The sequence below is a fragment of the Variovorax sp. GW822-FHT04A09 genome (assembly GCF_058801005.1).
Window position 1 is genome coordinate 1,042,179 of sequence record NZ_JBXAMV010000002.1, and the last position, 23,707, is coordinate 1,065,885.

The 23,707-nt window shown below is 70.1% G+C and carries 17 protein-coding genes; 6 read left to right on the top strand and 11 right to left on the bottom strand.

All coding sequences use genetic code 11. The features are described from left to right. Window positions 1-5 precede the first annotated feature (5 nt). Genes AC1RLW_RS15875 through AC1RLW_RS15890 form a run of 4 tightly spaced genes read left to right on the top strand, consistent with a single transcriptional unit; the run spans window position 6 to window position 6,221 of the window. Window positions 6-1,238 carry a TolC family protein gene (locus AC1RLW_RS15875; RefSeq protein WP_493193847.1) on the top strand — a complete coding sequence of 411 codons (1,233 nt, stop codon included), beginning with the start codon at window positions 6-8 and terminating at the stop codon, window positions 1,236-1,238. Next, a complete protein-coding gene (locus AC1RLW_RS15880) occupies window positions 1,235-2,728 on the top strand; it encodes an efflux RND transporter periplasmic adaptor subunit (RefSeq protein WP_493193849.1) in 1,494 nt (497 codons plus the stop codon). The genes AC1RLW_RS15875 and AC1RLW_RS15880 overlap by 4 nt, the downstream gene beginning before the upstream one ends. Beyond that, a complete protein-coding gene (locus AC1RLW_RS15885; protein WP_493193850.1) occupies window positions 2,725-5,892 on the top strand; it encodes an efflux RND transporter permease subunit in 3,168 nt (1,055 codons plus the stop codon). The genes AC1RLW_RS15880 and AC1RLW_RS15885 overlap by 4 nt, the downstream gene beginning before the upstream one ends. After that, entirely contained in the window at window positions 5,889-6,221 is a 333-nt protein-coding gene (locus AC1RLW_RS15890) for a copper-binding protein (RefSeq protein ID WP_493193852.1), read from the top strand. Before AC1RLW_RS15885 ends, AC1RLW_RS15890 begins: the two co-directional genes overlap by 4 nt. Here AC1RLW_RS15890 and cobA read toward each other — a convergent pair. The 6 genes from cobA to nirB are packed head-to-tail and all read right to left on the bottom strand — an operon-like array spanning window position 6,218 to window position 14,457. After that, a complete protein-coding gene (gene cobA / locus AC1RLW_RS15895; RefSeq protein ID WP_493193853.1) occupies window positions 6,218-7,024 on the bottom strand; it encodes a uroporphyrinogen-III C-methyltransferase in 807 nt (268 codons plus the stop codon). The genes AC1RLW_RS15890 and cobA overlap by 4 nt on opposite strands. Continuing rightward, window positions 7,021-7,926 (bottom strand): DNA-binding protein YbiB, encoded by a 906-nt coding sequence (gene ybiB / locus AC1RLW_RS15900; protein ID WP_493193855.1) that lies wholly within the window; start codon window positions 7,924-7,926, stop codon window positions 7,021-7,023. The genes cobA and ybiB overlap by 4 nt, the downstream gene beginning before the upstream one ends. A 47-nt stretch (window positions 7,927-7,973) precedes the next feature. After that, window positions 7,974-10,775 carry a nitrate reductase gene (locus AC1RLW_RS15905; protein ID WP_493193857.1) on the bottom strand — a complete coding sequence of 934 codons (2,802 nt, stop codon included), beginning with the start codon at window positions 10,773-10,775 and terminating at the stop codon, window positions 7,974-7,976. A 7-nt stretch (window positions 10,776-10,782) separates the two neighbouring features. Then, window positions 10,783-11,187 (bottom strand): nitrite reductase small subunit NirD, encoded by a 405-nt coding sequence (gene nirD, locus AC1RLW_RS15910; protein ID WP_062475470.1) that lies wholly within the window; start codon window positions 11,185-11,187, stop codon window positions 10,783-10,785. 35 nt (window positions 11,188-11,222) lie between these two features. Continuing rightward, window positions 11,223-12,011 carry a type IV pili methyl-accepting chemotaxis transducer N-terminal domain-containing protein gene (locus tag AC1RLW_RS15915; protein ID WP_493193859.1) on the bottom strand — a complete coding sequence of 263 codons (789 nt, stop codon included), beginning with the start codon at window positions 12,009-12,011 and terminating at the stop codon, window positions 11,223-11,225. A gap of 13 nt (window positions 12,012-12,024) precedes the next feature. Next, window positions 12,025-14,457 carry a nitrite reductase large subunit NirB gene (gene nirB, locus AC1RLW_RS15920; RefSeq protein WP_493193860.1) on the bottom strand — a complete coding sequence of 811 codons (2,433 nt, stop codon included), beginning with the start codon at window positions 14,455-14,457 and terminating at the stop codon, window positions 12,025-12,027. A gap of 64 nt (window positions 14,458-14,521) precedes the next feature. Between nirB and AC1RLW_RS15925 the strand changes: the two genes are divergently transcribed. After that, a complete protein-coding gene (locus AC1RLW_RS15925) occupies window positions 14,522-16,240 on the top strand; it encodes a bifunctional protein-serine/threonine kinase/phosphatase (RefSeq protein ID WP_493193862.1) in 1,719 nt (572 codons plus the stop codon). Window positions 16,241-16,260: 20 nt separating this feature from the next. Here AC1RLW_RS15925 and AC1RLW_RS15930 read toward each other — a convergent pair whose 3' ends face one another. Continuing rightward, window positions 16,261-17,526, bottom strand: a complete 1,266-nt coding sequence (locus tag AC1RLW_RS15930) for an MFS transporter (protein ID WP_493193864.1) — start codon at window positions 17,524-17,526, stop codon at window positions 16,261-16,263. Between the two features lie 263 nt (window positions 17,527-17,789). Between AC1RLW_RS15930 and AC1RLW_RS15935 the strand changes: the two genes are divergently transcribed. After that, window positions 17,790-19,073 carry an ANTAR domain-containing protein gene (locus tag AC1RLW_RS15935; protein ID WP_493193865.1) on the top strand — a complete coding sequence of 428 codons (1,284 nt, stop codon included), beginning with the start codon at window positions 17,790-17,792 and terminating at the stop codon, window positions 19,071-19,073. 25 nt (window positions 19,074-19,098) lie between these two features. Here AC1RLW_RS15935 and AC1RLW_RS15940 read toward each other — a convergent pair whose 3' ends face one another. From AC1RLW_RS15940 to AC1RLW_RS15955, 4 genes are all read right to left on the bottom strand, one after another. After that, window positions 19,099-19,908, bottom strand: coding sequence for an ABC transporter ATP-binding protein (locus AC1RLW_RS15940; RefSeq protein WP_493193867.1), 810 nt, complete (start codon window positions 19,906-19,908; stop codon window positions 19,099-19,101). Beyond that, window positions 19,905-20,828 carry a nitrate ABC transporter permease gene (gene ntrB / locus AC1RLW_RS15945; RefSeq protein ID WP_492684303.1) on the bottom strand — a complete coding sequence of 308 codons (924 nt, stop codon included), beginning with the start codon at window positions 20,826-20,828 and terminating at the stop codon, window positions 19,905-19,907. The genes AC1RLW_RS15940 and ntrB overlap by 4 nt, the downstream gene beginning before the upstream one ends. Window positions 20,829-20,841: 13 nt before the next feature. Next, window positions 20,842-22,089 carry a CmpA/NrtA family ABC transporter substrate-binding protein gene (locus tag AC1RLW_RS15950; protein ID WP_062475451.1) on the bottom strand — a complete coding sequence of 416 codons (1,248 nt, stop codon included), beginning with the start codon at window positions 22,087-22,089 and terminating at the stop codon, window positions 20,842-20,844. Between the two features lie 318 nt (window positions 22,090-22,407). After that, window positions 22,408-23,673, bottom strand: coding sequence for a nitrate- and nitrite sensing domain-containing protein (locus AC1RLW_RS15955; protein WP_489058759.1), 1,266 nt, complete (start codon window positions 23,671-23,673; stop codon window positions 22,408-22,410). Window positions 23,674-23,707 lie beyond the last annotated feature (34 nt).

A 23,707-nucleotide genomic window follows, 5' to 3' on the forward strand; every position in this document is an offset into this window, starting at 1 on the left:
TTTTCATGTTCATTTCCTTTTCGCGCGCGGCCGCATGGGCTGCCGCGCTGCTGCCGTACCTGGCGACGGCGGCGCCCCTGTCCCTGGAGGACGCGCTTCAGCGGGCGACGCAGCGCTCCGAAGCCACCCGCGCCGCCCGTGCCGGCGTCGCCAGCGCCACGGCGGCCGCATCCGCAGCCCCGCAGCTTCCCGACCCCACGCTGCGCATCGGTGTCGACAACCTGCCCGCGACCGGCGCGGATCGTTTCCACACCACGCGCGATGCGATGACGATGAAGCGCATCGGCATCAGCCAGGAATGGCTGTCCGCCGATAAGCGCGCCGCGCGGCAGGCCGCCGCCGAGGCGTCGGTCGGGCTGGAGGCGGTGCGGGTGCAGGCCGCCGTGGCCGACACCCGCAGGCAGGCCGCGCTCGCCTACGTGGACGCCTTTTACGCTGGCGAGAGCATCAAGCTCGCACGGCGCATGGAGCACCACGCGCACGAAGAACTGGAGGCCTCGCGCGCACGCCTGTCATCGGCCGGGGGAAGCAGCCAGGATGTGCTGGCGCTGGCCGGCGCCAGGGGCATCGCGGAAGACGAGACGGCCGACCTCCTGCAGCAGCTGGAAGCCGCCAGCGTCGCCTTCCAGCGCTGGGTTGGCGTACCGCCCGACGAACTGCGGTCTCCGGGCGCCATCGCCGTGCCGTCCGAAGCGGCCTATGTGGCCGCGCACCCCACGGTCGCAGCCATGCAGCGCGATGTCGACGTGGCCAGGCAGACGGCGGCCGTCACTGCGTCCAATCGCAAGCCGAACTGGACCTGGGAGGTCGCCTATGGCCAGCGCACCGGCTACGCCGACATGGTGTCGGTGGGCCTGAGCATTCCCCTGCCCGTGGCGCCCGGCGAGCGGCAGGACCGGGACACCGCCGCCAAGCTCGCCTTGGTCGAGAAAGCCGAGGCCGACCTGGCCGAAGCCACCCGGGCCGCGACCGCCGAGTACCAGGCGCTGCGCAGCGATGCGCAACGCCTGCAGCAACGCATCGACCGCTACCGCTCGGGCGTGGTCGTTCCGGCCGGCCAGAGAACGGCGGCCGCGACCGCGGCCTACCGCTCCAACCAGGGCAGCCTCGTCACGCTGTTCGAGGCGCGGCATGCCGAAGTCGAAGCGCAGCGCAAGCTGCTGACGCTGCAGCGCGACCTGGCCAGAACCCACATCCAACTGGCCTTCCGGCCGCTCACCACCGAGGGGGCCCCATGAACCGCACACGCACGATCGGCGCAGCGCTGCTGGCCGCCCTGTTGCTCGCCGCAGGCGCCTTTTACCTGGGGCGCACGACCGCCCCGTCCACGGAGGCGTCGGCGACCACGCCGCCCACCGCCGACAGCCGCAAGGTCCTCTACTGGCACGACCCCATGGTGCCCGGCCCGCGCTTCGACAAACCCGGCAAGTCGCCCTTCATGGACATGCAGCTGGTGCCCATGTACGCCGACAGCGCCACCGGCAAGGGCAACGAAGGCGGCGTGCAGGTGAGCCCCACGGTCCAGCAGAACCTCGGCATCCGGTATGCCGGCGTGCGGCGGGTGGAAACCGCCGCGGCCTTCGATGCGGTCGGTGCCGTGCAGTTCGACGAGCGGCTCAACGTCGTCGTGCAGACGCGCGTGGCGGGCTACGTCGAGCGCCTGTCGGTCCGCGCGCCGATGGAGCGCGTGCGCAAGGGGCAGGCGTTGGCGACGGTTTTCGCGCCTGAATGGCTGGGCCCGCAGAACGAGTGGCTGGCCCTCAAACGATCGGGTGTTTCCGCCGACCTCGTCGCTGCGGCGCGTGATCGCATGCGGGCCCTGTCCATCCCCGCCGAGCTCATCCGCCGCAGCGAGGAAACCGGCACGGCGCAGGCGCGCTACGTGCTCACCGCACCGTCCGACGGCGTGGTGGCCGAGCTGGGCGTGCGCGAAGGCGTCGCCGTCACGCCCGGCATGACGCTGTTCCGCATCGCGGGCCTGGAGAAGGTCTGGGCGGTGGCCGAGATTCCGGAAGCGCAAGCCGTGCGGCTCGCGCGCGGCCAGAAGGTCAGGGCGGTCCTCCAGGCCGACGCCGCCCAGTCGTTCGACGGCACGCTCGACGAGATCCTTCCCGAGGTCAGCGCAACCACCCGCACACTGAAAGCCCGCTTCGAAGTCGACAACAAGAACGGGAAGCTCACGCCCGGCATGCTGCTGCGCCTGCAGGTGACGGGGCCCGCCAGCACCCGGTTGGTCGTGCCGTCCGAAGCCGTCATCCGCACCGGCAAGCGCGCGGTCGTCATCGTGCGCAAGGCCGATGGCGCGTTCGAGCCGCGCGACGTGTCGACTGGCGCGGACCTGGGCGACGACACCGAGATCGTCTCGGGCCTGAATGAAGGCGACCAGGTGGTGGCCAGCGGCCAGTTCCTCATCGACTCGGAGGCCCGGCTGCGTTCGGTGCTGGGCAGCATGGCATCGCCCGCGGTCACGACCGCACCGCCGGCTGCCGTGCTGCACCAGGCCGAAGGCAAGGTCGAGAGCGTGGCGCCCGACGGCCTCACGATCTCGCACGGCCCTGTCGCCACGCTCAAGTGGCCGTCGATGACGATGGGCTTTGCGAAGGCATCGTCCGAGGCGTTCCCGGACATCCGGCCCGGCGACCTGGTCCGCTTCGAGTTCAAGGAAGGCGGTCCCACGGGCTACGAGCTGGTCTCCGTGCAGCGCATGCCACAGGGCGCCAAGCGATGATCGCCGCCGTCATCCGCTGGTCGATCGGCAACCGCTTCCTGGTGCTGATCGCGACCTTGTTCCTGGTGGCCGCGGGGTGGTGGTCGGTGGTGCGCACGCCGCTCGATGCGCTGCCCGACCTGTCCGACACGCAGGTCATCATCCGCACGCCTTTTCCCGGCAAGGCGCCCCAGGTGGTCGAAGACCTCGTCACCTACCCGCTGACGACCACCATGCTCAGCGTGCCCGGCGCGAAGACCGTGCGCGGCTACTCGTTCTTCGGCGACTCCTTCGTCTACGTGCTGTTCGACGACAAGACCGACCCCTACTGGGCGCGCTCGCGCGTCGTCGAGTACCTGAACCAGGTGCAGGGCAGGCTCCCCGCGGGCGCGAACGCCTCGCTGGGCCCCGATGCCACGGGCGTGGGCTGGGTCTACGAGTACGCGCTGGTCGACCGCACGGGCACGCGCGACATCGGGCAGCTGCGCGCACTGAACGACTGGTTCCTCAAGTTCGAACTGAAGACCGTGCCCGACGTGGCCGAGGTCGCCAGCATCGGCGGCATGGTGCGCCAGTACCAGGTGGTGCTCGACCCCGACCGCATGCGCGCGCTGGGCATCACGCAGCAGGCGGTCGTGGCGGCGCTGCAGAAGGCCAACCAGGCCTCGGGCGGCTCGGTCGTCGAACTCGCCGAGGCCGAGTACATGGTGCGTTCGCGCGGCTACCTGCGTTCGCTGGACGACTTCCGCACCATCCCGCTGACTGCGACGGGCGCCACGCCGGTGCTGCTGCGCGATGTGGCCACCGTGCAGATCGGCCCCGAGATGCGCCGCGGCATCGCCGAACTCGACGGCGAAGGCGAAGTGGCCGGCGGCGTGATCGTCATGCGCTCGGGCAAGAATGCGCGCTCGACCATCGAGGCCGTCAAGGCCAGGCTCGATGCGCTCCAACCCGGCCTGCCGTCGGGCGTCGAGATCGTGCCGACCTACGACCGATCGCTGCTGATCGACCGCGCCGTCGACAACCTGCGCGGCAAGCTGGTCGAGGAGTTCATCGTGGTGGCGCTGGTCTGCGCGGTCTTCCTGTTCCACCTGCGCTCGGCGCTGGTGGCGGTGGTGGCCTTGCCGATCGGCGTGTTGGCGGCCTTCGTCGTGATGCACTGGCAGGGCGTCAACGCCAACATCATGTCGCTGGGCGGCATCGCGATCGCCATCGGCGCGATGGTGGACGGCGCCATCGTGATGGTCGAGAACGTGCACAAGCACATCGAGGCCTTCGAGACGGCGCAGGGCCGGCAACCGACGGTGATGGAGCGATGGGGGCTCGTTGCCGACGCGTCGGTGGAGGTCGGGCCGGCGCTGTTCTTCTCGCTGCTGGTGATCACGCTGTCCTTCGTGCCCGTGTTCTCGCTCGAGGCGCAGGAAGGGCGGCTGTTCTCGCCGCTGGCCTTCACCAAGACCTATGCGATGGCCGCAGCGGCGGGCCTGTCGGTCACGTTGATCCCGGTGCTCATGGGCTACCTGGTGCGCGGGCGCATTCCGCACGAAGGCACCAATCCCGTGAACCGCTTCCTGATGGCCGTGTACCGGCCCGCGCTGGAGCTGGTGCTGCGCTTTCCCAAGGGGACGCTGGCCGTCGCCGCGGTGCTGCTGGCGCTGACCGTGGTGCCGCTGATGCGGCTGGGCGGCGAGTTCATGCCGCCGCTGGACGAGGGCGACCTGCTCTACATGCCGTCGGCGCTGCCCGGGCTGTCGGTGTCGAAGGCCGCCGAGCTGCTGCAGCAGACCGACCGCCTCATCAAGACCGTGCCCGAGGTCGCGCGCGTGTTCGGCAAGGCCGGCCGCGCGGACACCGCGACCGACCCCGCGCCGCTCGAGATGTTCGAGACCACCGTCCAGTTCAAGCCGAAGCGCGAGTGGCGCGCCGGCATGACGCCCGACCGGCTGGTCGAGGAGCTGGACCGCGCCGTCAAGGTGCCGGGCCTGACCAACGTGTGGGTGCCGCCCATCCGCAACCGCATCGACATGCTGGCGACCGGCATCAAGAGCCCGGTCGGCATCAAGGTGGCGGGGGCGGACCTGGCCACCATCGATGCGCTGACCACGCAGATCGAGGCGGCGGTCAAGAAGGTTCCCGGCGTGTCGTCGGCATTGGCGGAGCGATTGACGGGCGGGCGCTACATCGACGTCGATGTCGACCGGCTCGCCGCCGCGCGCTACGGCCTCTCGGTGGCCGATGTGCAGGCCGTGGTGTCCACGGCCATCGGCGGCGAGAACGTGGGCGAAGTGATCCAGGGGCGCGAGCGTTATCCGATCAATGTGCGCTACCCCCGCGAGATACGCGATTCGCTGGAACGGCTGCGGCAGCTGCCCTTCGTGACGGAAAAGGGCGCGCAACTGCTGCTCGGCGATGTCGCGCGCATCACCATCGAAGACGGCCCGCCGATGCTGCGCAGCGAGAACGCGCGGCTGTCGGGTTGGGTCTACGTCGACGTGCGCGGGCGCGACCTGCGCTCCGCCGTCCACGACATGCAGGCGGCGGTCGACCGGGCCGTGAAGATGCCCGCGGGCTACGCGGTGTCATGGTCCGGCCAGTTCGAGTACCTGGCGCGCGCGACCGAACGGCTGAAGCTGGTCGTGCCGGCCACGCTGGCGGTGATCTTCGTGCTGCTGTACCTGCTGTTCCGCTCGTTCACCGATGCGGCGCTCGTGATGGCGGCCGTGCCGTTCTCGCTCGTCGGCGGCTTCTGGCTCATCTGGGCGCTGGGCCATTCGATCTCGGTGGCCACGGCGGTCGGCTTCATCGCGCTGGCCGGCGTGGCGGCCGAGTTCGGCGTGGTGATGCTGGTCTATCTGAAGAACGCGCTGGCGCGGCGCCTCGATGCCGGCGAGCCGATGAACGACGAGACGCTCCTGGCCGCGATCCGCGAAGGCGCCGTGCTGCGCGTGCGGCCCAAGGCCATGACCGTGGCCGTCGTGATGGCCGGCCTGCTGCCCATTTTGTGGGGCAGCGGCACCGGCTCGGAGGTGATGACCCGCATTGCCGCGCCCATGGTGGGCGGCATGGTCACCGCGCCGCTGCTGAGCATGCTGGTCGTGCCCGCGGCCTGGTATCTGCTGCGCCGCCGCGCCCCTTTGTCGTCTGCTGTTTCCAACCCCTCATCTCATCAAGGAGCCACTTCATGAACTTTCTCCATCCCCTTGCCTTCGCGCTGCTCGCCGGCCTGGCTGGTGTCGCCCAGGCCCAGGCGCCGAAGAGCGAGCTACCGCCCGTGAAGGCGTCCGCGCCGGGCATGCTGACCGATGCCGTGGTCCAGAAGATCGACCCGGCCCGCGGCCTGATCGTGTTGAAGCACGGCGACATTCCCAACCTGGCGATGCCGCCGATGACGATGGGTTTCGATGTGGCCGAGAAGCAGATGCTCGAACAGGTCAAGCCCGGCGACAAGGTCCGGTTTCATGTCGAGGTGGTGAAGGGCAAGCCGACCGTCACGCACCTCGAGGCTGCGCGCTAGGTGCCGAACCGGCCGGCGTCGCCCGGCTGCAGCGCCGCTGCGGCCAGCCCCTGCAGCACGTCGCCCACCACGATCACCGCCGGGCTGGCCAGCCCGGCGTCGGCGATGCGGGCCTGCAGGCCCTGCAGCGTGGTCACGAGGTGGCGCTGGTGCGGCAGGCTTGCGTGCTGCACCACGGCCACGGGCGTGTCGCCCGGCAGGCCGTGCAGCAGCTCGCGCTCGATGTGGCCGGCGCCCGAGACGCCCATGTAGATCACCAGCGTCAGGCGCGCGTTGTGCGCCGTGGCGGCCAGTGCGCGCCAGTCGGTCGGGTCTTCGGCCGCGCCCGCGCCGGTCTTGGCGTGGCCGGTGACGAAGACCACGCCCTGTGCGTGGTCGCGGTGGGTGAGTGGTACGCCCAGCGAGGTCACGGCGGCCAGGCCGGCGGTGATGCCGTTGACCACCGTGCATTCGATGCCGGCCTCGCGCAGGTGTTCCACCTCTTCGCCGCCGCGCCCGAAGATGAAAGGGTCACCGCCCTTCAGGCGCACCACGGTCTCGCCTTCGCGCACGGCCGTGATCATGAGCCGCTCGATGAAGGCCTGCGGCGTGCTCTTGCAGCCGCCGCGCTTGCCCACGTGCACGATGCGCGCGCCGGGCCGGGCGTAGGCCTGGAGCACGGCGTCGTTCACGAGGTCGTCGACCAGCAGCACCGTGGCGGCCTGGATCGCCTTGACGGCCTTGACGGTCAGCAGCTCGGGGTCGCCGGGGCCGGCGCCCACCAGCGTGCAGCGGCCGGTGATGAGGGTGGAGGGGGTGTTCATGCGTGGGAGGCCAGTTCGGTGATGTGCCTGACTTGCGTCGCGATGGCTTCGGGCACGGGAAGCTCGCCGGCCAGCACGCGCCGCGTGTAGTCGGCCGTGGTGGCGACGTCGATTTCTTTCGGCAACCCGGGCACGTCGGCGGCGGTGCCGGCGGCCTGGGCCTGGAGTTCGCTGCGCACGCCGCGCACGAAGCCGTCGATCTGCGCGGTGCGGCGCGGGTCGGAGACCACCTCGCCTTCGAGGCCGCGCGAGAGCAGGGCGGTCATGCCCGTGAGCTCGAAGGTCTCGCCCATGGTGCGGGCGTATTCGGGGTGCGTGTAGCTGGCCACCACCACGCAGGGGCCGGTGGTCGGGCGCATCAGCTTGACCACGCTGTGGCCGGGGTTGCGCAGGCCCACCACGCGGCGCACGTCGAGCAGGCGCTTGAGCGCGGGGTTCAGCAGCTCGGTCGGGGCAAAGCCCACCTGGCCGGCGGCCAAGGGGGTGAGCGTGGTCATCGGGGGCATGTCCAGGGCTGAAAGCACGTTCGATGCCAGTACGCGCGAGGTTTCGCTCGCGCTGCCGTGCACCAGCACCGCCAGGCCTTCGCGCGCCAGCAGCAGCGCCAGGAGCGGCGTGAGCACCGGCAGCTTGCGCGCGCCGTTGTAGCTGGGCAGCACGATCAGCGGGCCGCTGCGGGTCGTCACGGGGTTCAGGCGCGCATGCGTGGCGTCGAGAAAGCCGGCCATCTCCTCGGGCGTCTCGCCCTTGATGCGCATCGCGAGGCAGAAGCCGCCGATTTCCAGGTCGGTGACCGTGCCGTCCAGCACCTGGCCGAACAGGTCGCAGGCCTGCTCGCGCGTGAGCGGACGGGCGCCCCGCGCGCCGCGGCCGATTTCCTTGATGTAGTGGCTGATTCCCATGGGTAGGCGGATTGTCCCGCAACGCTTATGCCGGAATGTGAGTCGGCTTATGCCCCCACGGCCAGTGCTTCGGCCGGGGTGGCCCGCACCATGCGCTTGAGTTCCGGCACGCACGACCCGCAGTTGGTGCCGCACTTCAGTGCCCCCTGCAGCGCGGCCAGCCGTTCGTCGGCGCTGCCGGTGCAGCGCACCAGCTCGGCCTCGATGGCGCGGTCGGTCACGTTGAAGCAGGCGCACACCGGCTTGCCGCGCGACTGCACGGCCACCGGCGCGCGGGCGCCCGGCGACAGCAGCAGGCGGCCGTAGCTCTGGGCCGGCAGTTCCTCGCGCAGCAGGGTGGCGATCCAGGCTTCGGCGCTGGTGTCGCCGCCCAGCAAAAAGGCCTCAAGCCCGGCGCTGCCGTCGGCGCGGCGCACCAGCCGCGCGGCGCGGCGCTGGCCGCGGCGGTGGTCGGCGTAGCGCAGGGTGTCGGCGGTCTGCAGGCCCAGCAGGGCTTCGATTTTGTCGACCAGCGCGGCGTCGGGCGCGTCGTGCGCGGCGGCGCGAAAGAGCACGCCGCTGCGTTCTTCTTCGCCGGGCGCATTGCCCGCGAACGGCACGCAGGTGGCGAAGGGGAACAGCGCCATCAGCGGCTGCAGTGCGCGCTGCGCCGTGAGCGCGTCGCCGGCGGGCAGCCAGGCCATCGCCAGCAGCGACCACGGCAGTTCGGCCTTGAGGATCTTCACGGGCGTGTGCTTGAGCTCGGGCTGCTTCGAGGTCGGGCAGTAGGCCGGCGTGGTGAGCGCGTTGATGCCCGCGAGCCGCACGCCGGTCGACGAGCAGCCGCTCAGGTACTCCTCGCCCCAGTGCATGGCGACGAAGGCCTGGCTCAGGCCGATCTCGGCGCTGGCGCGCGCCGGCAGCAGGATCGAGCCGCGTTTGGACGTGAGGTGCACCAGGTCGCCCTCGGCGATCTGGCGGCGCGCCATGTCCTGCGCGTTCATCTGCACCACGGGCTCGGCCACGTGGCCGAACAGCTTGCCGACCGTGCCGGTGCGGCTCATGCCGTGCCACTGGTCGCGCAGCCGGCCGGTGTTCAGCGAGAAGGGAAAGCGCGCCTCGCGCGCCTCGGCCACGGGCTTGTAGGGCGTGTCGACGAAGCGGGCGCGGCCGTCGGGCGTGGGGAACACGCCGTCTTCGTACAGGCGCACGCGGCCGGTGCGCTCGCCTTCCTTCAGCGGCCATTGCTGCGGGCCGGCGTTCTCGAGCATCGCGTAGCTCAGGCCGGTGATGTCCAGGTCGCGCCCGCGCGTGGATTCGCGGTGCTCGTTCCAGACCGATTCGGCGCTCTCGTACGGGAACAGCGTGAAGGTGCGGCCCAGCTGCTGTTCGAGCCGGCGCGCGAAGGCCACGCCGATCGACCAGTCGTTGCGCGCCTGGCCCGGTGCGGGCACGGCCGGGCGCACGCGCGAGATGCGGCGCTCGCTGTTGGTCACGGTGCCTTCCTTCTCGCCCCAGGTGGTGGCGGGCAGCAGCAGGTCGGCGAAGGCGCAGGTGGCGGTGGTGGCGAAGGCTTCCTGCACCACGACGAACTCGGCGCGTTCGAGCGCGCGGCGCACCGTGGCCTGGTCGGGCATCGATTGCGCGGGGTTGGTGCAGGCGATCCACAGCGCGCGGATCTCGCCGTCGGCCGCGGCCTGGAACATCTCGACGGCCGTCTTGCCGGGCTTGTCGGGCACCGAGGGCACGCCCCACAGCGCGGCCACTTCGGCGCGGTGCTCGGGGTTGGCCAGGTCGCGGTGCGCGCTCAGCAGGTTGGCCAGGCCGCCCACCTCGCGCCCGCCCATCGCATTGGGCTGGCCGGTGAGCGAGAACGGGCCCGCGCCAGGCTTGCCGATCTGGCCCGTGGCCAGGTGCAGGTTGATGAGCGCGGCATTCTTCGCCGTGCCGCTGGACGACTGGTTCAGGCCCTGGCAATACAGGCTCAGCGTGGCGGGCGAGGTGGCGAACATCCGCGCCGCCGCGAGCAGGTCGTCCTTGGGAATGCCGCACACCTGCGCCACGGTGTCGGGCGTGCAGTCGCGCACCGTGGCCTTCAGCGCGTCGAAGCCGTTGGTGCGGGCCGCGATGTAGGCGGTGTCGGTCCAGCCTTCCCACAGCATCAGGTGCAGCATGCCGTGGAACAGCATGACGTCGGTGCCGGGCTGGATCGGCAGGAAAAGGTCGGCGATCTCGACCGTGTCGGTGCGGCGCGGGTCGGCCACGACGATCTTCAGCGCCGGGTTCGCGGCCTTCGCGTCCTCGATGCGGCGAAACAGGATGGGGTGCGCCCACGCCGTGTTGCTGCCCACGATGAACAGGCACTCGGCATGCTTCAGGTCGTCGTAGCAGGCCGGCGGCGCATCGGCGCCCAGCGTCTGCTTGTAGCCGGCCACCGCGCTGCTCATGCACAGGCGCGAGTTGGTGTCGATGTTGTTGGTGCCGACCAGGCCCTTGGCGAGCTTGTTGAAGACGTAGTAGTCCTCGGTGAGCAGCTGGCCCGACACGTAGAAGCCGACCGCGTCGGGGCCGTGGTCGCGCACCACCTGCGCGAACTTGCCGGCGGCGAGGTCGAGCGCGTGGTCCCACGTCACGGGCGCGGGCGCCTCCTTGCGCGCGAGGCGCTGCAGGGGCTGCAGCAGCCGCGTCTGGCGCGTGACGGTCGCGCTGGCCGTGAGGTGCAAGGTCGAGCCCTTGGTGCACAGGCGGCCGAAGTTCGCCGGGTGGTCGGGGTCGCCGCGCACGCCGGTGATCTGGTCGCCCTGCGATTCGATGATGACGCCGCAGCCGACGCCGCAGTACGGGCAGGTGGAGCGCGTCTCCTGGGTCATGCGGGCCTCAACCTTCTTCCGGGGACAGGACCGTCACGGCGGCCAGGCGCTGCGGCCCGGCGACCGGGCGCTCCAGGTCGAGCGCGTGCGTGGCCAGCTCGCCGGCGTCCAGGTGCACCACGCCGTCTTCGAGCTTCACCGCGAACTTGGGCGTGCAGCCTTCGTCGGGTGAGCGGGCGCAGCCGTCGTCCAGGCCGATGGCCCAGTTGTGCAGCGGGCAGGCCACGCTGGTGCCGAACACGATGCCCTGGCTCAGCGGGCCGCCCTTGTGCGGGCAGCGGTCGAGCAGGGCGAAGACCTGGTCCTCGGCATTGCGGAACACGGCCACGTCCAGGCCGGCGGGCCGCATCACGCGGCGGGCGCCGAGCACGGGGATGTCGTCGAGGCGGCAGATGGCTTTCCAATCGCTCATGGTGGGGCTCTCTTGTCTTTGGGGTCGGGCGCGGGTCAGGTCTTGATCTCGGCGTACAGGCCGGTCACGCGGTCCATGATCGCGAGCAGGTTCTCGCTGCTCACGAACACGTCGGACATCAGCGCGGGCGAGGCGCCCGCTCCGTCCAGGCGCTGCAGGCCGCGGTTGAAGAACATCCATTGCGCGTCGGCCAGCACCAGCTCCTGGCGGATCTGCGCGGTGGCCTCGGGCGCGTTGCGCAACAGCTCGAGCGCGGCCAGGAATTCGGTGCGCGCCTTGGCGATCTCGGCGGTGCTGCCGGCCGGGTCGATCTGCATCGCCGCGGCCAGGTAGCACTTGGCCATGCGCTGCGACAGCATGCGCTGGCGCCCCGCGATGTTGACCAGCCGCCCGACCGGCTTGCCCGAGGCGGCCTCGTACTGCGCCGTGCCCTGGTGGGCCAGCGCGAGCACAGCGGCGTCGAGGGCCACCACCCGCGCGGCGGCGTCCCGGCCGGGCGCTGCGTCGGCCAGCTCGGTGCGGAACGCGCGCCAGGCGCCGTCCAGGCCGTCGTAGGTGGCGCGCAGCGTTGGCGTCGGGGCGAAGGCCTTGAGCTCGCCGAGCTGGCGCTCGAACAGCGCCACCGAGCGGTCGAGCACCTGCTGCGCGCTGCGCGGCTCCACCTTCTGCACCAGCGCCAGGTAGGCCTTGCTCGCGCGCTGCGACAGCATGCGCTGGCGGCCGGCCTTGTTGATGGCGTCGTTGAGGTCGGCCACCTGCGCGCGGGCGCCCGCCGGGGCGAGCGCGGCGAGGGCGGAAGAAGCGATGAAAAGTCGTCGTTTCAAGCGGTCGCTCCGATCACACGCTCAGCGGCGCAAACTGCCGCACATCCACCGAGGCCTGCGCCGATTCGAACCACGGGTCGGGCTCGCCGTCGAGCGCGAACTGCAGCCGTTCCCACAGCGCTTTGCGGCCCTCGGCGTCTTCGAGGACCTTCTTCTTCACGTAGTCCAGCCCGACGCGGCCGATGTAGTGCACGGTGCGCTCCAGGTACCAGCCTTCCTCGCGATACAGCTGCAGGAAGGCACCGGCGTGTTCCATCACTTCCTCGCTGGTCTTCACCTTCACGAGGAACTGCGCCACCTCGGTCTTGATGCCGCCGTTGCCGCCCACGTACAGCTCCCAGCCCGAGTCGACGCCGATCACGCCCACGTCCTTGATGCCGGCCTCGGCGCAGTTGCGCGGGCAGCCCGACACGGCCAGCTTGACCTTGTGCGGCGAGTACATGGCCCACAGCGCGCGCTCCAGGTCCTTGCCCATCTGCGTGGAGTCCTGCGTGCCGAAGCGGCACCACTCGCTGCCCACGCAGGTCTTCACCGTGCGCAGCGACTTGGCGTACGCAAAGCCGCTGGGCATGCCGATGTCCTTCCACACGCCCTCGAGGTCTTCCTTCTTCACGCCCAGCAGGTCGATGCGCTGGCCGCCCGTGACCTTGACGGTCGGGATCTTGTACTTGTCCGCCGCATCGGCGATGCGCCGCAGCTCGTCGGGCGTGGTGTGGCCGCCCCACATGCGCGGAATGACGGAGTAGGTGCCGTCCTTCTGGATGTTGGCGTGGCTGCGCTCGTTGATGAAGCGGCTCTGCGGATCGTCCTTCGCCTCCTTCGGCCAGGTGCTGATCAGGTAGTAGTTGACGGCCGGGCGGCAGGTGGCGCAGCCGTTGGGCGTGCGCCAGCCCATGCCGCGGTAGACCGCGTCGTGCGTGAGCCAGTGCTCCTTGCGGATCGCGTCGCGCACGTCCTGGTGGCTCATGTCGGTGCAGCCGCAGATCGCCTTCTTCTTCGGCGTGGCCGAGTAGTCGCCGCCCGCGGTGAACATCAGGATCTGTTCGACCAGCCCGGTGCACGAGCCGCAGCTGGCGCTGGCCTTGGTGTGCTTCTTCACCTCGTCGAGCGTGAACAGGCCCTTCTCCTTGATGGCCTTGCAGATGGTGCCCTTGTTCACGCCGTTGCAGCCGCACACCTCGGCATCGTCGGGCATGCTCGCGGCCTTGCTGTGGCCCTCGTGGCCGGTGTCGCCGATGTTCGATTCGCCGAACATCAGCTTGTCGCGGATGTCGTGCACGCTGCGGCCGTCGCGCAGCAGCTTGAAGTACCAGCTGCCGTCCACCGTGTCGCCGTACAGGCAGGCGCCGATCAGCTTGTCGTCTTTCAGCACCAGCTTCTTGTAGACGCCGCCGAAGGGGTCGCTCATCACGATCTCTTCGGTGCCTTCGCCGCCCATGAACTCGCCGGCGCTGAACAGGTCGATGCCCGTGACCTTGAGCTTGGTGGACGTGAGCGAGCCGAGGTAGCGGCCGATGCCGAACAGCGCCAGGTGGTTGGCCGCCACCTTGGCCTGCTCGAACAGCGGCGCGACCAGGCCGTAGGCGATGCCGCGGTGCGCCGCGCATTCGCCCACCGAGTAGATGCGAGCGTCGGTCACGGTCTGCATCGTGTCGGTCACCACGATGCCGCGGTTGCAGTGCAGGCGCATCTTCTCGGCCAGCTCCACATTGGGGCGGATGCCCACGGCCATGACCACGAGGTCGGCCGCGACCTCGGTGCCGTCCTTGAAGCGGATGGCCTTCACGCGGCCGTCGTCGCCACCGACCAGGTCCTGCGTCTGCGCGCCCATGAGGAACTTCAGGCCGCGGTCTTCGAGCGACTTCTGCAGCAGCTTGCCCGCCACGTCGTCCAGCTGGCGCTCCATGAGCCAGGGCATCACGTGCACCACCGTCACGGTCATACCGCGCAGCATCAGGCCATTGGCCGCTTCGAGGCCCAGCAGGCCGCCGCCGATGACCACCGCGTTCTTGTGCGTGCGCGCGGTCTCGATCATGTAGTCGGTGTCGGCGATGTCGCGGTAGGCGATCACGCCCTTCAAGTCCTTGCCGGGCACGGGCAGCATGAAGGGGTTGGAGCCGGTGCACATCAGCAGGCGGTCGTAGGGCGCCTCGGTGCCGTCTTCCGCGCGCACGATGCGGTTCACGCGGTCGACCTCCACCACCTTCTTGCCGGCGTGCAGCGTGATGTGGTTGTCGCTGTACCACTCCCAGCTGTTGAGCACGATCTCGTCCACCGTCTGTTCGCCCGCGAGCACGGGCGACAGCAGGATGCGGTTGTAGTTGGGGTGCGGCTCGGCGCCGAAGACGGTGATGTCGTACAGGTCGGGTGCGATCTTCAGCAGCTCTTCGAGCGTGCGCACGCCGGCCATGCCGTTGCCGACCATCACGAGTTTCATTTTCTTCATGGGGCGGGACCTTTCAGGGAAATCAACCGAACGACGGCCCGCGGCGCGCGGTCAGAATCGCGCCATGAGCTTTGAAGTGGACATCGGCTACAGCAGCCAGCGCGGGCCGCGCGACGCGAACGAAGACTTCGCCGGCACGGTGCATGCGCCGGCCGGCGACGAGGCCCGCGGGCTCATCGCGGCCATTGCCGACGGGGTCTCCAGCGGCGGACGCGGCCGCGAGGCGGCGCAGACCACGGTGATGGGTTTGCTGGCCGACTACTTCGCCACGCCCGCGACCTGGGAGCCGACCGCCGCGCTCGACCGCCTGATCGGCGCGCAGAACGGCTGGCTGGCCGACCACAACCGCCGGCGCCAGGGCAAGCAGGAGGGCGCCGGCACGGCGCTCACCACGCTCACCGCGCTGGTGCTGCACGGCCAGAGCTACACGCTGGCCCACGTGGGCGACACGCGCGCCTGGCGCGTGCGCGCCGACGGCGAGCCCGCGCAGCTGCTCACGCAGGACCACGCCTTCGACCACCCCGACATGCGCAGCCGGCTCACGCGCGCCATCGGCCTGGACGACCAGGTGCGTGTCGACTACCTGCAGGGCGACGTGCGCGTGGGCGACTGCTTCGTGCTCAGCACCGACGGCGTGCACGGCGTGCTCAAGCCGCAGCAGGTGGCCGCGCTCGCGCTGCAGGGCGACGCCGAGGCCGCGAGCGAAGCGCTGGTGCAGGCCGCGCTGGACGCCGGCACGCGCGACAACGCGACCGCGCTGGTGATCCGCGTGGTGGGGCTGGACGCGCGCCAGCTCGACGACGAACTCGGCGACGGCCGCCGCCTGGCGCCGCCGCCGTGGCTCAAGGTGGGCGACGCGCTCGACGGCTATGTCGTCACCGGCCTGGTGGCCGACACCGGCGTACACCTGCTGTACCAGGCGCGCCATCCGGTCACGCGCGAACTGGTCGCGCTCAAGACCCTGCACCCCTCGCGTGCCGGCGACCCGCAGGAGCGCGCGATGCTGGCGCACGAGGCCTGGCTGGGGCAGCGCGTGGGGCAGGGCGGCGGCTTCGTGCGCGTGCACGAGCGCGCACCGGACGCCAGCGCGCTGTACATCGTGTTCGACTGGCACGGCGGGCGCACGCTCGAGCAGATGCGCAAGGACGGCACGCGCGGCACCGTGGCCGAGGTGGTCGCCGCGGCCATCGAGGTGAGCCGTGCGCTCGGGCGACTGCACCGCCACGGCGTGGTCCACCGCGACATCAAGCCCGGCAATCTGCACCGGGGCGACGACGGGCGCTGGCGCATCCTCGACCTGGGCGTGGCGATCTCGGGCCGCGAGGGCGCGGCGCAGCGCGAGCTGCATGCGGGCACGCCGAGCTACATCAACCCCGAGCAGTGGGAGGAAGGCGGCGTGGCCGATGCGGGCAGCGACCTGTTCGCGCTCGGCGCCACGCTCTACCAGTGGCTGGGCGGGCACCTGCCTTACGGCGAGATCGAGCCCTACCAGGTGGCGCGCTACCGGCGCGATCCGGTCGCGCTCTCGCGCCTGCGGCCCGACGTGCCCGTGTGGCTCGACCACCTCGTGCGCAAGGCCGTGGCCCGCGATCCGCGCGAACGCTTCGAGACCGCCGAGGAGATGCTGCTCGCGCTGGAGCGCGGTGCTTCGCGCCCCGTGAACGCGCCCGCCGCCACGCCGTTGATCCGCCGTGATCCGCTCGCGCTGTACCAGCTCGCGCTCGGCGTGTCGGTGCTGTTCAACGTGCTGCTCATCGTGTGGCTTCTCTTCCTGCCACGTTGAGCGGGGGCGGGCGAAGAGGCTCATGAACGGGCGGCCTTGCGAACGGGCGAGGGCTTGGCAACCGCTGGCGCCGGCGTGACGCGCGCGCGTCCGCCTTTTTCGGCCCAGGTGCGCGTCCAGCGGATCTGCATTACGCGCATCACGCCCAGCATCGCCAGCGAGAGCGCACCGAAGAACACGAAGCCCCAGGCATAGCTGCCCAGGTATTGCTTCGACAGGCCCATGGCGTTGGGCACCAGGCCGCCGCCGAGGGCGCCGATCTCGCCGATCATCGAGCCGGCCACCGCCGTGCTCGTGGGCCAGCGCAGCGGCACCAGCTGGAACAGCGCGCCGTTGCCCGCGCCCAGCGCGGCGAAGCACACGATCAGCAGCAGCGTGGTGAGCGCCAGCGAGCTCGACGAGAAGCCCACCAGCACGAGGCCCACGGCCACCACCAGCAGCACCACCGTGAGCGTGTTCACGCCGCCCCAGCGGTCGGACAGCCAGCCGCCCACGATGCGCACCGCCGCGCCCATGAAGGCCGCGAGCATCGTCAGCTGGCCGGCCTGCACCTTGCTCACGCCGAACTGGTCGTAGTAGTACGAGGGCAGGAAGGTCGTGAGGCCGATGAAGCCGCCGAAGGTCACGCCGTAGATCAGGCTGAAGACCCAGCCGTCTTTCTCGAACAGGCAGGCGATGTGGGCGCGGAAGCTGCCGTGCGGGTCCACGTCCGGCGGCTCCTTGGCGAAGAACACCATCACGACCATCGGGATGAGGATGGCGACCGCGGCCACGCCGTACACCGCCTGCCAGCCCAGCCAGTTGGCCAGCGGCGGCGCCACCAGCACCGACACGGCCGTGCCCACGTTGCCCGCGCCCACCAGGCCCATGGCCAGGCCCTTGTGCTGCGGCGGGAACCAGCCCGAGCCCAGCGACAGCGCCACGCCGAAGCTCGCGCCGGCGATGCCCAGCAGCACGCCCATGGCGAGCAGGTCGTTGAAGCTCTTCACGAAGAAGAAGCCGAACAGCATCGCCACGGCGATGAGGCCCATCTCGACCAGCGTGGCCTTCTTGCGGCCGATGTACTGCGACAGCAGGCCCAGCGGAAAGCGCATGAGCGCGCCCGCGATGATCGGCACCGACAGCATCAGGCCCTTCTGCGCGGGCGAGAGGTTGAAGGTCTCGCCGATGAAGGGCGCCATGGCGCCGTTGAGCACCCAGATGCAGCAGGAGAACGAGAAGTACAGGAAGGCCGCGAACAGGGTCGGACTGTGGCCTGACTGCAAGAAATTCCTGAAACCGGACATGGTGTTCAAAGGTGCAAAAAGCCGCGGCGCGACCGGGCAGCGGTCGTGTCGACGGACAGGGGTGGAGTCGGGGTACCGCCGGCGAACGCCGTCGGCATGGGGGTGGGCCCAGCCTGGAGGCGGCCGGGGCGGATGCAGGGGGAACCTGCAGCCTCACCAAAGCGGTGCTTCGTTACACCGTGCCCCCTTCGATGCAAGAGGCGTGCCTGCGAATGCAGGCTGGCGTGGCCTATGCTTCCCGGGCCTTGCCACACCTTGCCGCCATGTCCCTTCTTGTCGTCCTTTCCCCTGAACCCGCTGAAGGCGAGCCCTTGCCGGCGCCGCTGCAGCAGTCGATCGATGCCGCGGGCGTCGCGGTGCTCGGGCGTGCGGGCTGCCACACGCTGGTGCAGCGCACGCAGGCGCTTGCACCGTCGATGGTCCTGGTGCATCTGGATGCAACAGAGCCGCAGCTCGACGCGCTGCTCGAAGCACTGGCGCCCTGGGGAGGCGCACCGCCATGCGCACTGGGCGTGATGAGTGCGCCGCTGGACGGCGCGCAGCACGCGGCGCTCGTGGCCGCGGGCGTGCACGGGTGGGTACCCATCGAGAGCGCCGATGCGCTCGCCGCATTGATCGCGCAGGCACGGGCCCGCTGGACCCGCGAGGCCGCGCTGCGCACCGAACTCGACGCCCTGCGCACGCGCATGGACGAGCGCAAGTGGGTCGATCGCGCCAAGGGCCTGCTGATGTCCGCGCGCGGCATCGGCGAAGACGAGGCCTTTGGCCTGCTGCGCGGCGCCGCGATGCACGCCAACCTGCGGCTGGGCGAGGTGTCGCGCTCGGTCATCGAGGCCGCACAGTGGGCCGAGGCGATCAACCGCGCGGGGCAGCTGCGCATGCTCTCGCAGCGGCTGGTGCGCGTGGCGGCGCAGCTCGCGGCCGGCATCGACGCGCAGCGTGCGCGCGTGCTGCGCACGCAGTCGACCGAGCGGGTGCAGCAGACGCTGGATCATCTGACGGCCCTCGAACTGGGCCCGGCAGGCGTGCAGGCGCTCGGCGAGGTGCAGGCCGCGTGGCTCGCGCTGGCCGCGCTGCTGGTTGCCAAGCCCGCGTCGCAAGGGCTGGCCGCGATCGATGCGCGCGGCGAGGCCTTGCTGTCGGCGGCCGAGTCGCTGACGGACGCGCTGGAGGCCTCGGGTGCGCGGCGCGCGCTGCGCATCGTCAACATCTGCGGGCGGCAGCGCATGCGCGCGCAGCGGCTGGCCAAGGACGCCTTGCTGGCCTCGACGCTCGCGGCCGGCGCCTCGCGCGAGCGGCTGTTGCCGACCATGAACGAATTCGAAGCTGCGCTGCTGGAGCTGGAGCGTGCGCCGCTCAGCTCGCCCGAGATCCGCGCCGGGCTGGCGAGCGCGCGCGACGAGTGGCTGCGCCTCGTCGGCGGTGTGCAGGCGCTCGACAGCGCCGAGGGGCGCGCCACGCTGGTGCGTTCCAGCGAGGCGCTCGTGGACACCTTCGAGCGCCTGACCGGTTGGTACGAGCACAGCCTGCAGGTCATCATGTCCTGACGCCGGTTGTGCGGCACCTCCTGGGTCAGGCCGCAGCCTTCTCCACATGCGCCTGGCGCGTGTAGAGGAAATCGATCACCGCCTTGCGCGCATGCACATAGGCCGGGTCTTCAGCCAGCGCCACGCGGTTGCGCGGGCGGGCGATGTCCACCGCCAGCACGTCGCCGATGGTGGCGGCCGGGCCGTTGGTGAGCATCACGATGCGGTCGCTGAGCAGCACGGCTTCGTCGACGTCGTGCGTGACCATGACGACGGTGCTGTGCGTCTTCTGCACGATGGCGAGCAGCTCGTCCTGCAGCTTGGCGCGGGTGAGGGCGTCGAGCGCGCCGAAGGGCTCGTCCATCAGCAGCACCTTGGGTTCCATCGACAGCGCCCGCGCGATGCCCACGCGCTGCTTCATGCCGCCCGAGATTTCGCCGGGGCGCTTCTGCGCCGCGGGCGTGAGGCCCACCAGCGCGAGCGCCGCGTCGGTGCGCTCGCGCAGCTGCGCCTTGTTCTCGGTGGCCGCGAACACGCGCTCGACCGCGAGGTACACGTTCTCGAAGCAGGTGAGCCAGGGCAGCAGCGAGTGGTTCTGGAACACCACGGCGCGCTCGGGGCCCGGGCCCTTGATCTCCTTGTTGGCGCACAGCAGCACGCCCTGCGTGGGCGTGGTCAGGCCGGCGATGAGGTTCAGCAGCGTCGACTTGCCGCAGCCCGAGTGGCCGATGAGCGTGACGAACTCGCCCTTGGCCACGTTCAGGTTCACGTCGCGCAGCGCGACGAAGCGGCCCTTGGGCGTCTTGAAGGCTTGCTCGACGCCGTGGATCTCGATGTACTTCGAATCGTCGTTCATGACTTCACCTCTTCGAACGTGAATGCGGTAGCGAGCTTGATGAGCGCGAACTCCAGCACCAGGCCGACGATGCCGATCACGAAGATCGCGATGATGATGTTGGCGACGTTGAGGTTGTTCCACTCGTCCCACACCCAGAAGCCGATGCCGACGCCGCCCGTGAGCATCTCGGCCGCGACGATCACCAGCCACGCGGTGCCCACCGCCAGGCGCACGCCGGTGAGCATGTAGGGCAGCACGGCGGGAAAGAGGATCTTGGTGAGGATCTTCCATTCGCTGAGGTTGAGCACCTTGGCCACGTTCATGTAGTCGCTGGGCACGCGCTGCACGCCCACGGCGGTGTTGATGACCATCGGCCAGATCGAGCAGATGAAGATGGTCCAGATCGCGGCCGGGTTGGCGCCCTTGAACACCAAGAGGCCGATGGGCAGCCACGCGAGCGGCGACACCGGACGCAACAAGCTGATCAGCGGGTTGAACATGCGCGAGAGGAACTCGAAGCGCCCGATGGCGAAGCCGGCCGGAATGCCGACCGCCGCCGCCAGGCCGAAGCCCAGCGCCACGCGCTGCAGCGACGACAGCACGTTCCAGCCCACGCCCTGGTCGTTCGGGCCCTTGCTGTAGAACGGATCGCTGAACACTGTGAGCGCCTGCTGCCAGGTGGCCAGCGGCGAGGGAAAGCCGGTGGTGCTCTTCATGGCCACGATCTCCCACACCAGCACCAGCAGGCCGAAGCCCAGGAACGGCGGGAGCACGCGCATCCAGAAGGCGCGCAGGTCCAGGGGCGTGCGGGTGCGGGGCACGGGTGCCGCCGCCGCAACGGCCGCAGCGGGGGCGGGTGCCAGGGGCCTGGACACCACGGGCGCGGCGACCTGCGAGGTCACGGCGTCGAGCGGGGAATGGAAGACAGCGCTGACCATGGTGCGTTTCTCCTCAGACATGGAGCTTGAAAGACTCGGCGTACTTCTTCGGGTCCTTGCCGTCCCAGACGGTGCCGTCGAAGAGCTTGCTGGTGCGCAGCACGTCCTTGGGCACGGGCGTCTGCGTGGCGGCGGCGGCCTGCTTGTAGATGTCGATGCGGTTGATCTCGGTGGCCACCTTCAGGTAGTCGGGGTGCTCCTTCAGCAGGCCCCAGCGCTTGTGCTGCGTGAGGAACCACATGCCGTCCGAGAGGTACGGGAAGTTCACGGCGCCGCCGTTGTAGAACTTCATGTGGTTGGGGTCGTCCCAGCTCTTGCCCAGGCCGTTGGTGTAGCGGCCCAGGATGCGCTGGTTGATCGCGTCCACGCTGGTGTTGACGTAGCTCTTGTCAGCAATGGTTTCGGCCATCTTGTTCTTGTTCTGCAGGCCGGTGTCGATCCACTTGCCGGCCTCGAGGATCGCGGCCGTGACGGCGCGCGCGGTGTTCGGGTACTTCTTCGTGAACTCCGCGGTGCAGCCCAGCACCTTCTCGGGGTGGTCCTTCCAGATGTCCTGGGTGGTGATGCCGGTGAAGCCGATGCCGTCCATGATCGCGCGCTGGCCCCAGGGCTCGCCCACGCAGTAGCCGTCCATGTTGCCCACGCGCATGTTGGCCACCATCTGCGGGGGCGGCACGGTGATGTTCTTCACGTCCTTGAACGGGTCGATGCCGGCCGAGGCGAGCCAGTAGTAGAGCCACATGGCGTGCGTGCCGGTGGGGAAGGTGTGGGCGAAGGTGTATTCGCCCTTTTCCTTGGCGATGAGCTTGGCGAGCGAGGCGGCATCGACCGCGCCCTTGTCGGCCAGCTTCTTCGACAGCGTGATGGCCTGGCCGTTGTTGTTCAGGGTCATGAGCACGGCCATGTCCTTCTTCGGGCCGCTCACGCCCAGGTGCATGCCGTACACCAGGCCGTAGAGCACGTGCGCCATGTCGAGGTCGCCGTTCACGAGCTTGTCGCGCACGCCGGCCCAGCTGGCTTCCTTGCTGGGCACGATCTTCACGCCGTACTTCTTGTCGATGCCCAGCACCGAGGCCATCACCACGCTGGCGCAGTCGGTCAGCGGGATGAAGCCGATCTTCACTTCTTCCTTCTCGGGCTTGTCCGAGCCCTGGGCCCAGACGGCGGCGCGCAGCGCGGGGTCGATGCCCACGGCGCCGAGGGCGGCGGCCTGCAGCACGCGGCGCCGGCTCAGTTTGGTTTTCAGCAGCAGATCGGACATGGGCGAGGCTCCAGAAGTGAAAGACAAAAACGAAAAGGCGTCCGCACCGCGCAGGGGCTGCTCGTGAACGAGCCCTTGCGGGATGGGGACGCCTTTGTCCGGTTCGGTGGGCCGCACCCGCCGTTGGGTGCAACCTGCCTGAAGACCTTGCGGTCTGTGACAAGCTCCATGCAAGCGGTGTGCCAGCCCGAAGCCGCCAGTGGGAGCTATGGAAAAGATAGCTGACAGGGCGCGCCGGCGCAGGGGAAAGTTCCTGCTGGTTCGCTAACCCGGGCGACGCACAGTTGTTGTGCGCTGCACCAATCCAAGCGGCCCGGGTCAGCGCCGCGGTGCAGGCTCGAGCGGCAGGTAGTCGGCCATGGCCAGCATCGACTCGGCCACGTCGACGAGGCGGCGCTTCTGGTTCATGGCGGTCTGGCGCAGCATCTTGTGCGCCTCGGCCTCGCTCAGGCGCCGGTGCGCCATCAGCAGGCCCTTGGCGCGCTCGACGATCTTGCGTTCGTTGAGCGAGGCGCGCACGGTGTCGAGTTCGTCGCTCATGGCCTGCAGGCGCTGCGACTGCTCCTGGACCATGTCGAGCACCGAGCGTTCGAGGTGGCGCCCGAGCTGCGCCGGCGTGGCGTCCTGCGCCTGCTGGGCATCGTCGAAGAACAGCGCGCCGCCGGCCTGCGGGGCCAGCGTGCCGAGCAGTTGCCGGTACGCGGCCAGCTCGCTGCGGGCCTGGGCGGTCTTGTGGTCGCACAGCGCGCGCAGGTCGGCCGAGAGGCGGTTCTCGACCGTCTGCATGGCGTCGATGCGCCGGGTGCAGCAGTCGAACCAGGCTTGGCTCAGCAGCGCGTCGGCCGGCACCGAGGTGGCGCCCTTGCGGCGCAGGCGCTCGAGTTCGGCCAGCACGGCGTCCGACTGGCTGTCGTGCCACAGCGTGCGCACCGCGTCGCCCGAGAAATCGATGAACACCTGGAAGCAGCGCTCCTGCGACTCGATGAGGTGGCGCCACTGCTGGCGCTGCGCGTCGTCGCCCCGGCCCAGCGCGAGCGCGGCGGCGCCGAAGGCACGTTCCTGGCCGGCGAACTCCTTGCCCTGCATGAAGTTGAACATCGCCACCAGCAGGCGCGAGATCTCGGGGTCGGTGGCGCCATCGGCCGCCTCGAACACCACCGCCAGCAGGCCGGCCACCAGCTTGGCGAAGGCGGCCACGGCCTGGGCGGGCTGGAGTTCGAGCGCGTCGATGCGCCGGCGCAGCGCGGGCAGGGCGTCCAGGCCGGGCAGCACCCAGGCGATGCGGCTGAACAGGCGCGCGCCGTGGCCGGCGCCCACCGCGCGGTGGTGCTCGGCCTCGAGCCGGTCGAAGCCGGCGCGCACCTGCTGCTCGAGCGCCAGGCATTCGGCGATCTGCGGGCCGCGCTGTTCGGCAAAGCGCCCGCCGTGCGAGGCCAGGAACACGTTCGACATGCCGCGCTCGCGCTGCAGCGCATGCACGAGCCGACCGATGGCGCCGACCAGCTCGCTGGTGCGCGCGAGCTGGTCCAGCGCGTCGATCTCGCATCGGCGCGCGGCAATCAGGAAGCTCAGGCCGGAAGTCATTCGTGGGGGCGCAGAAGGAGCGCATTCCGCTCGT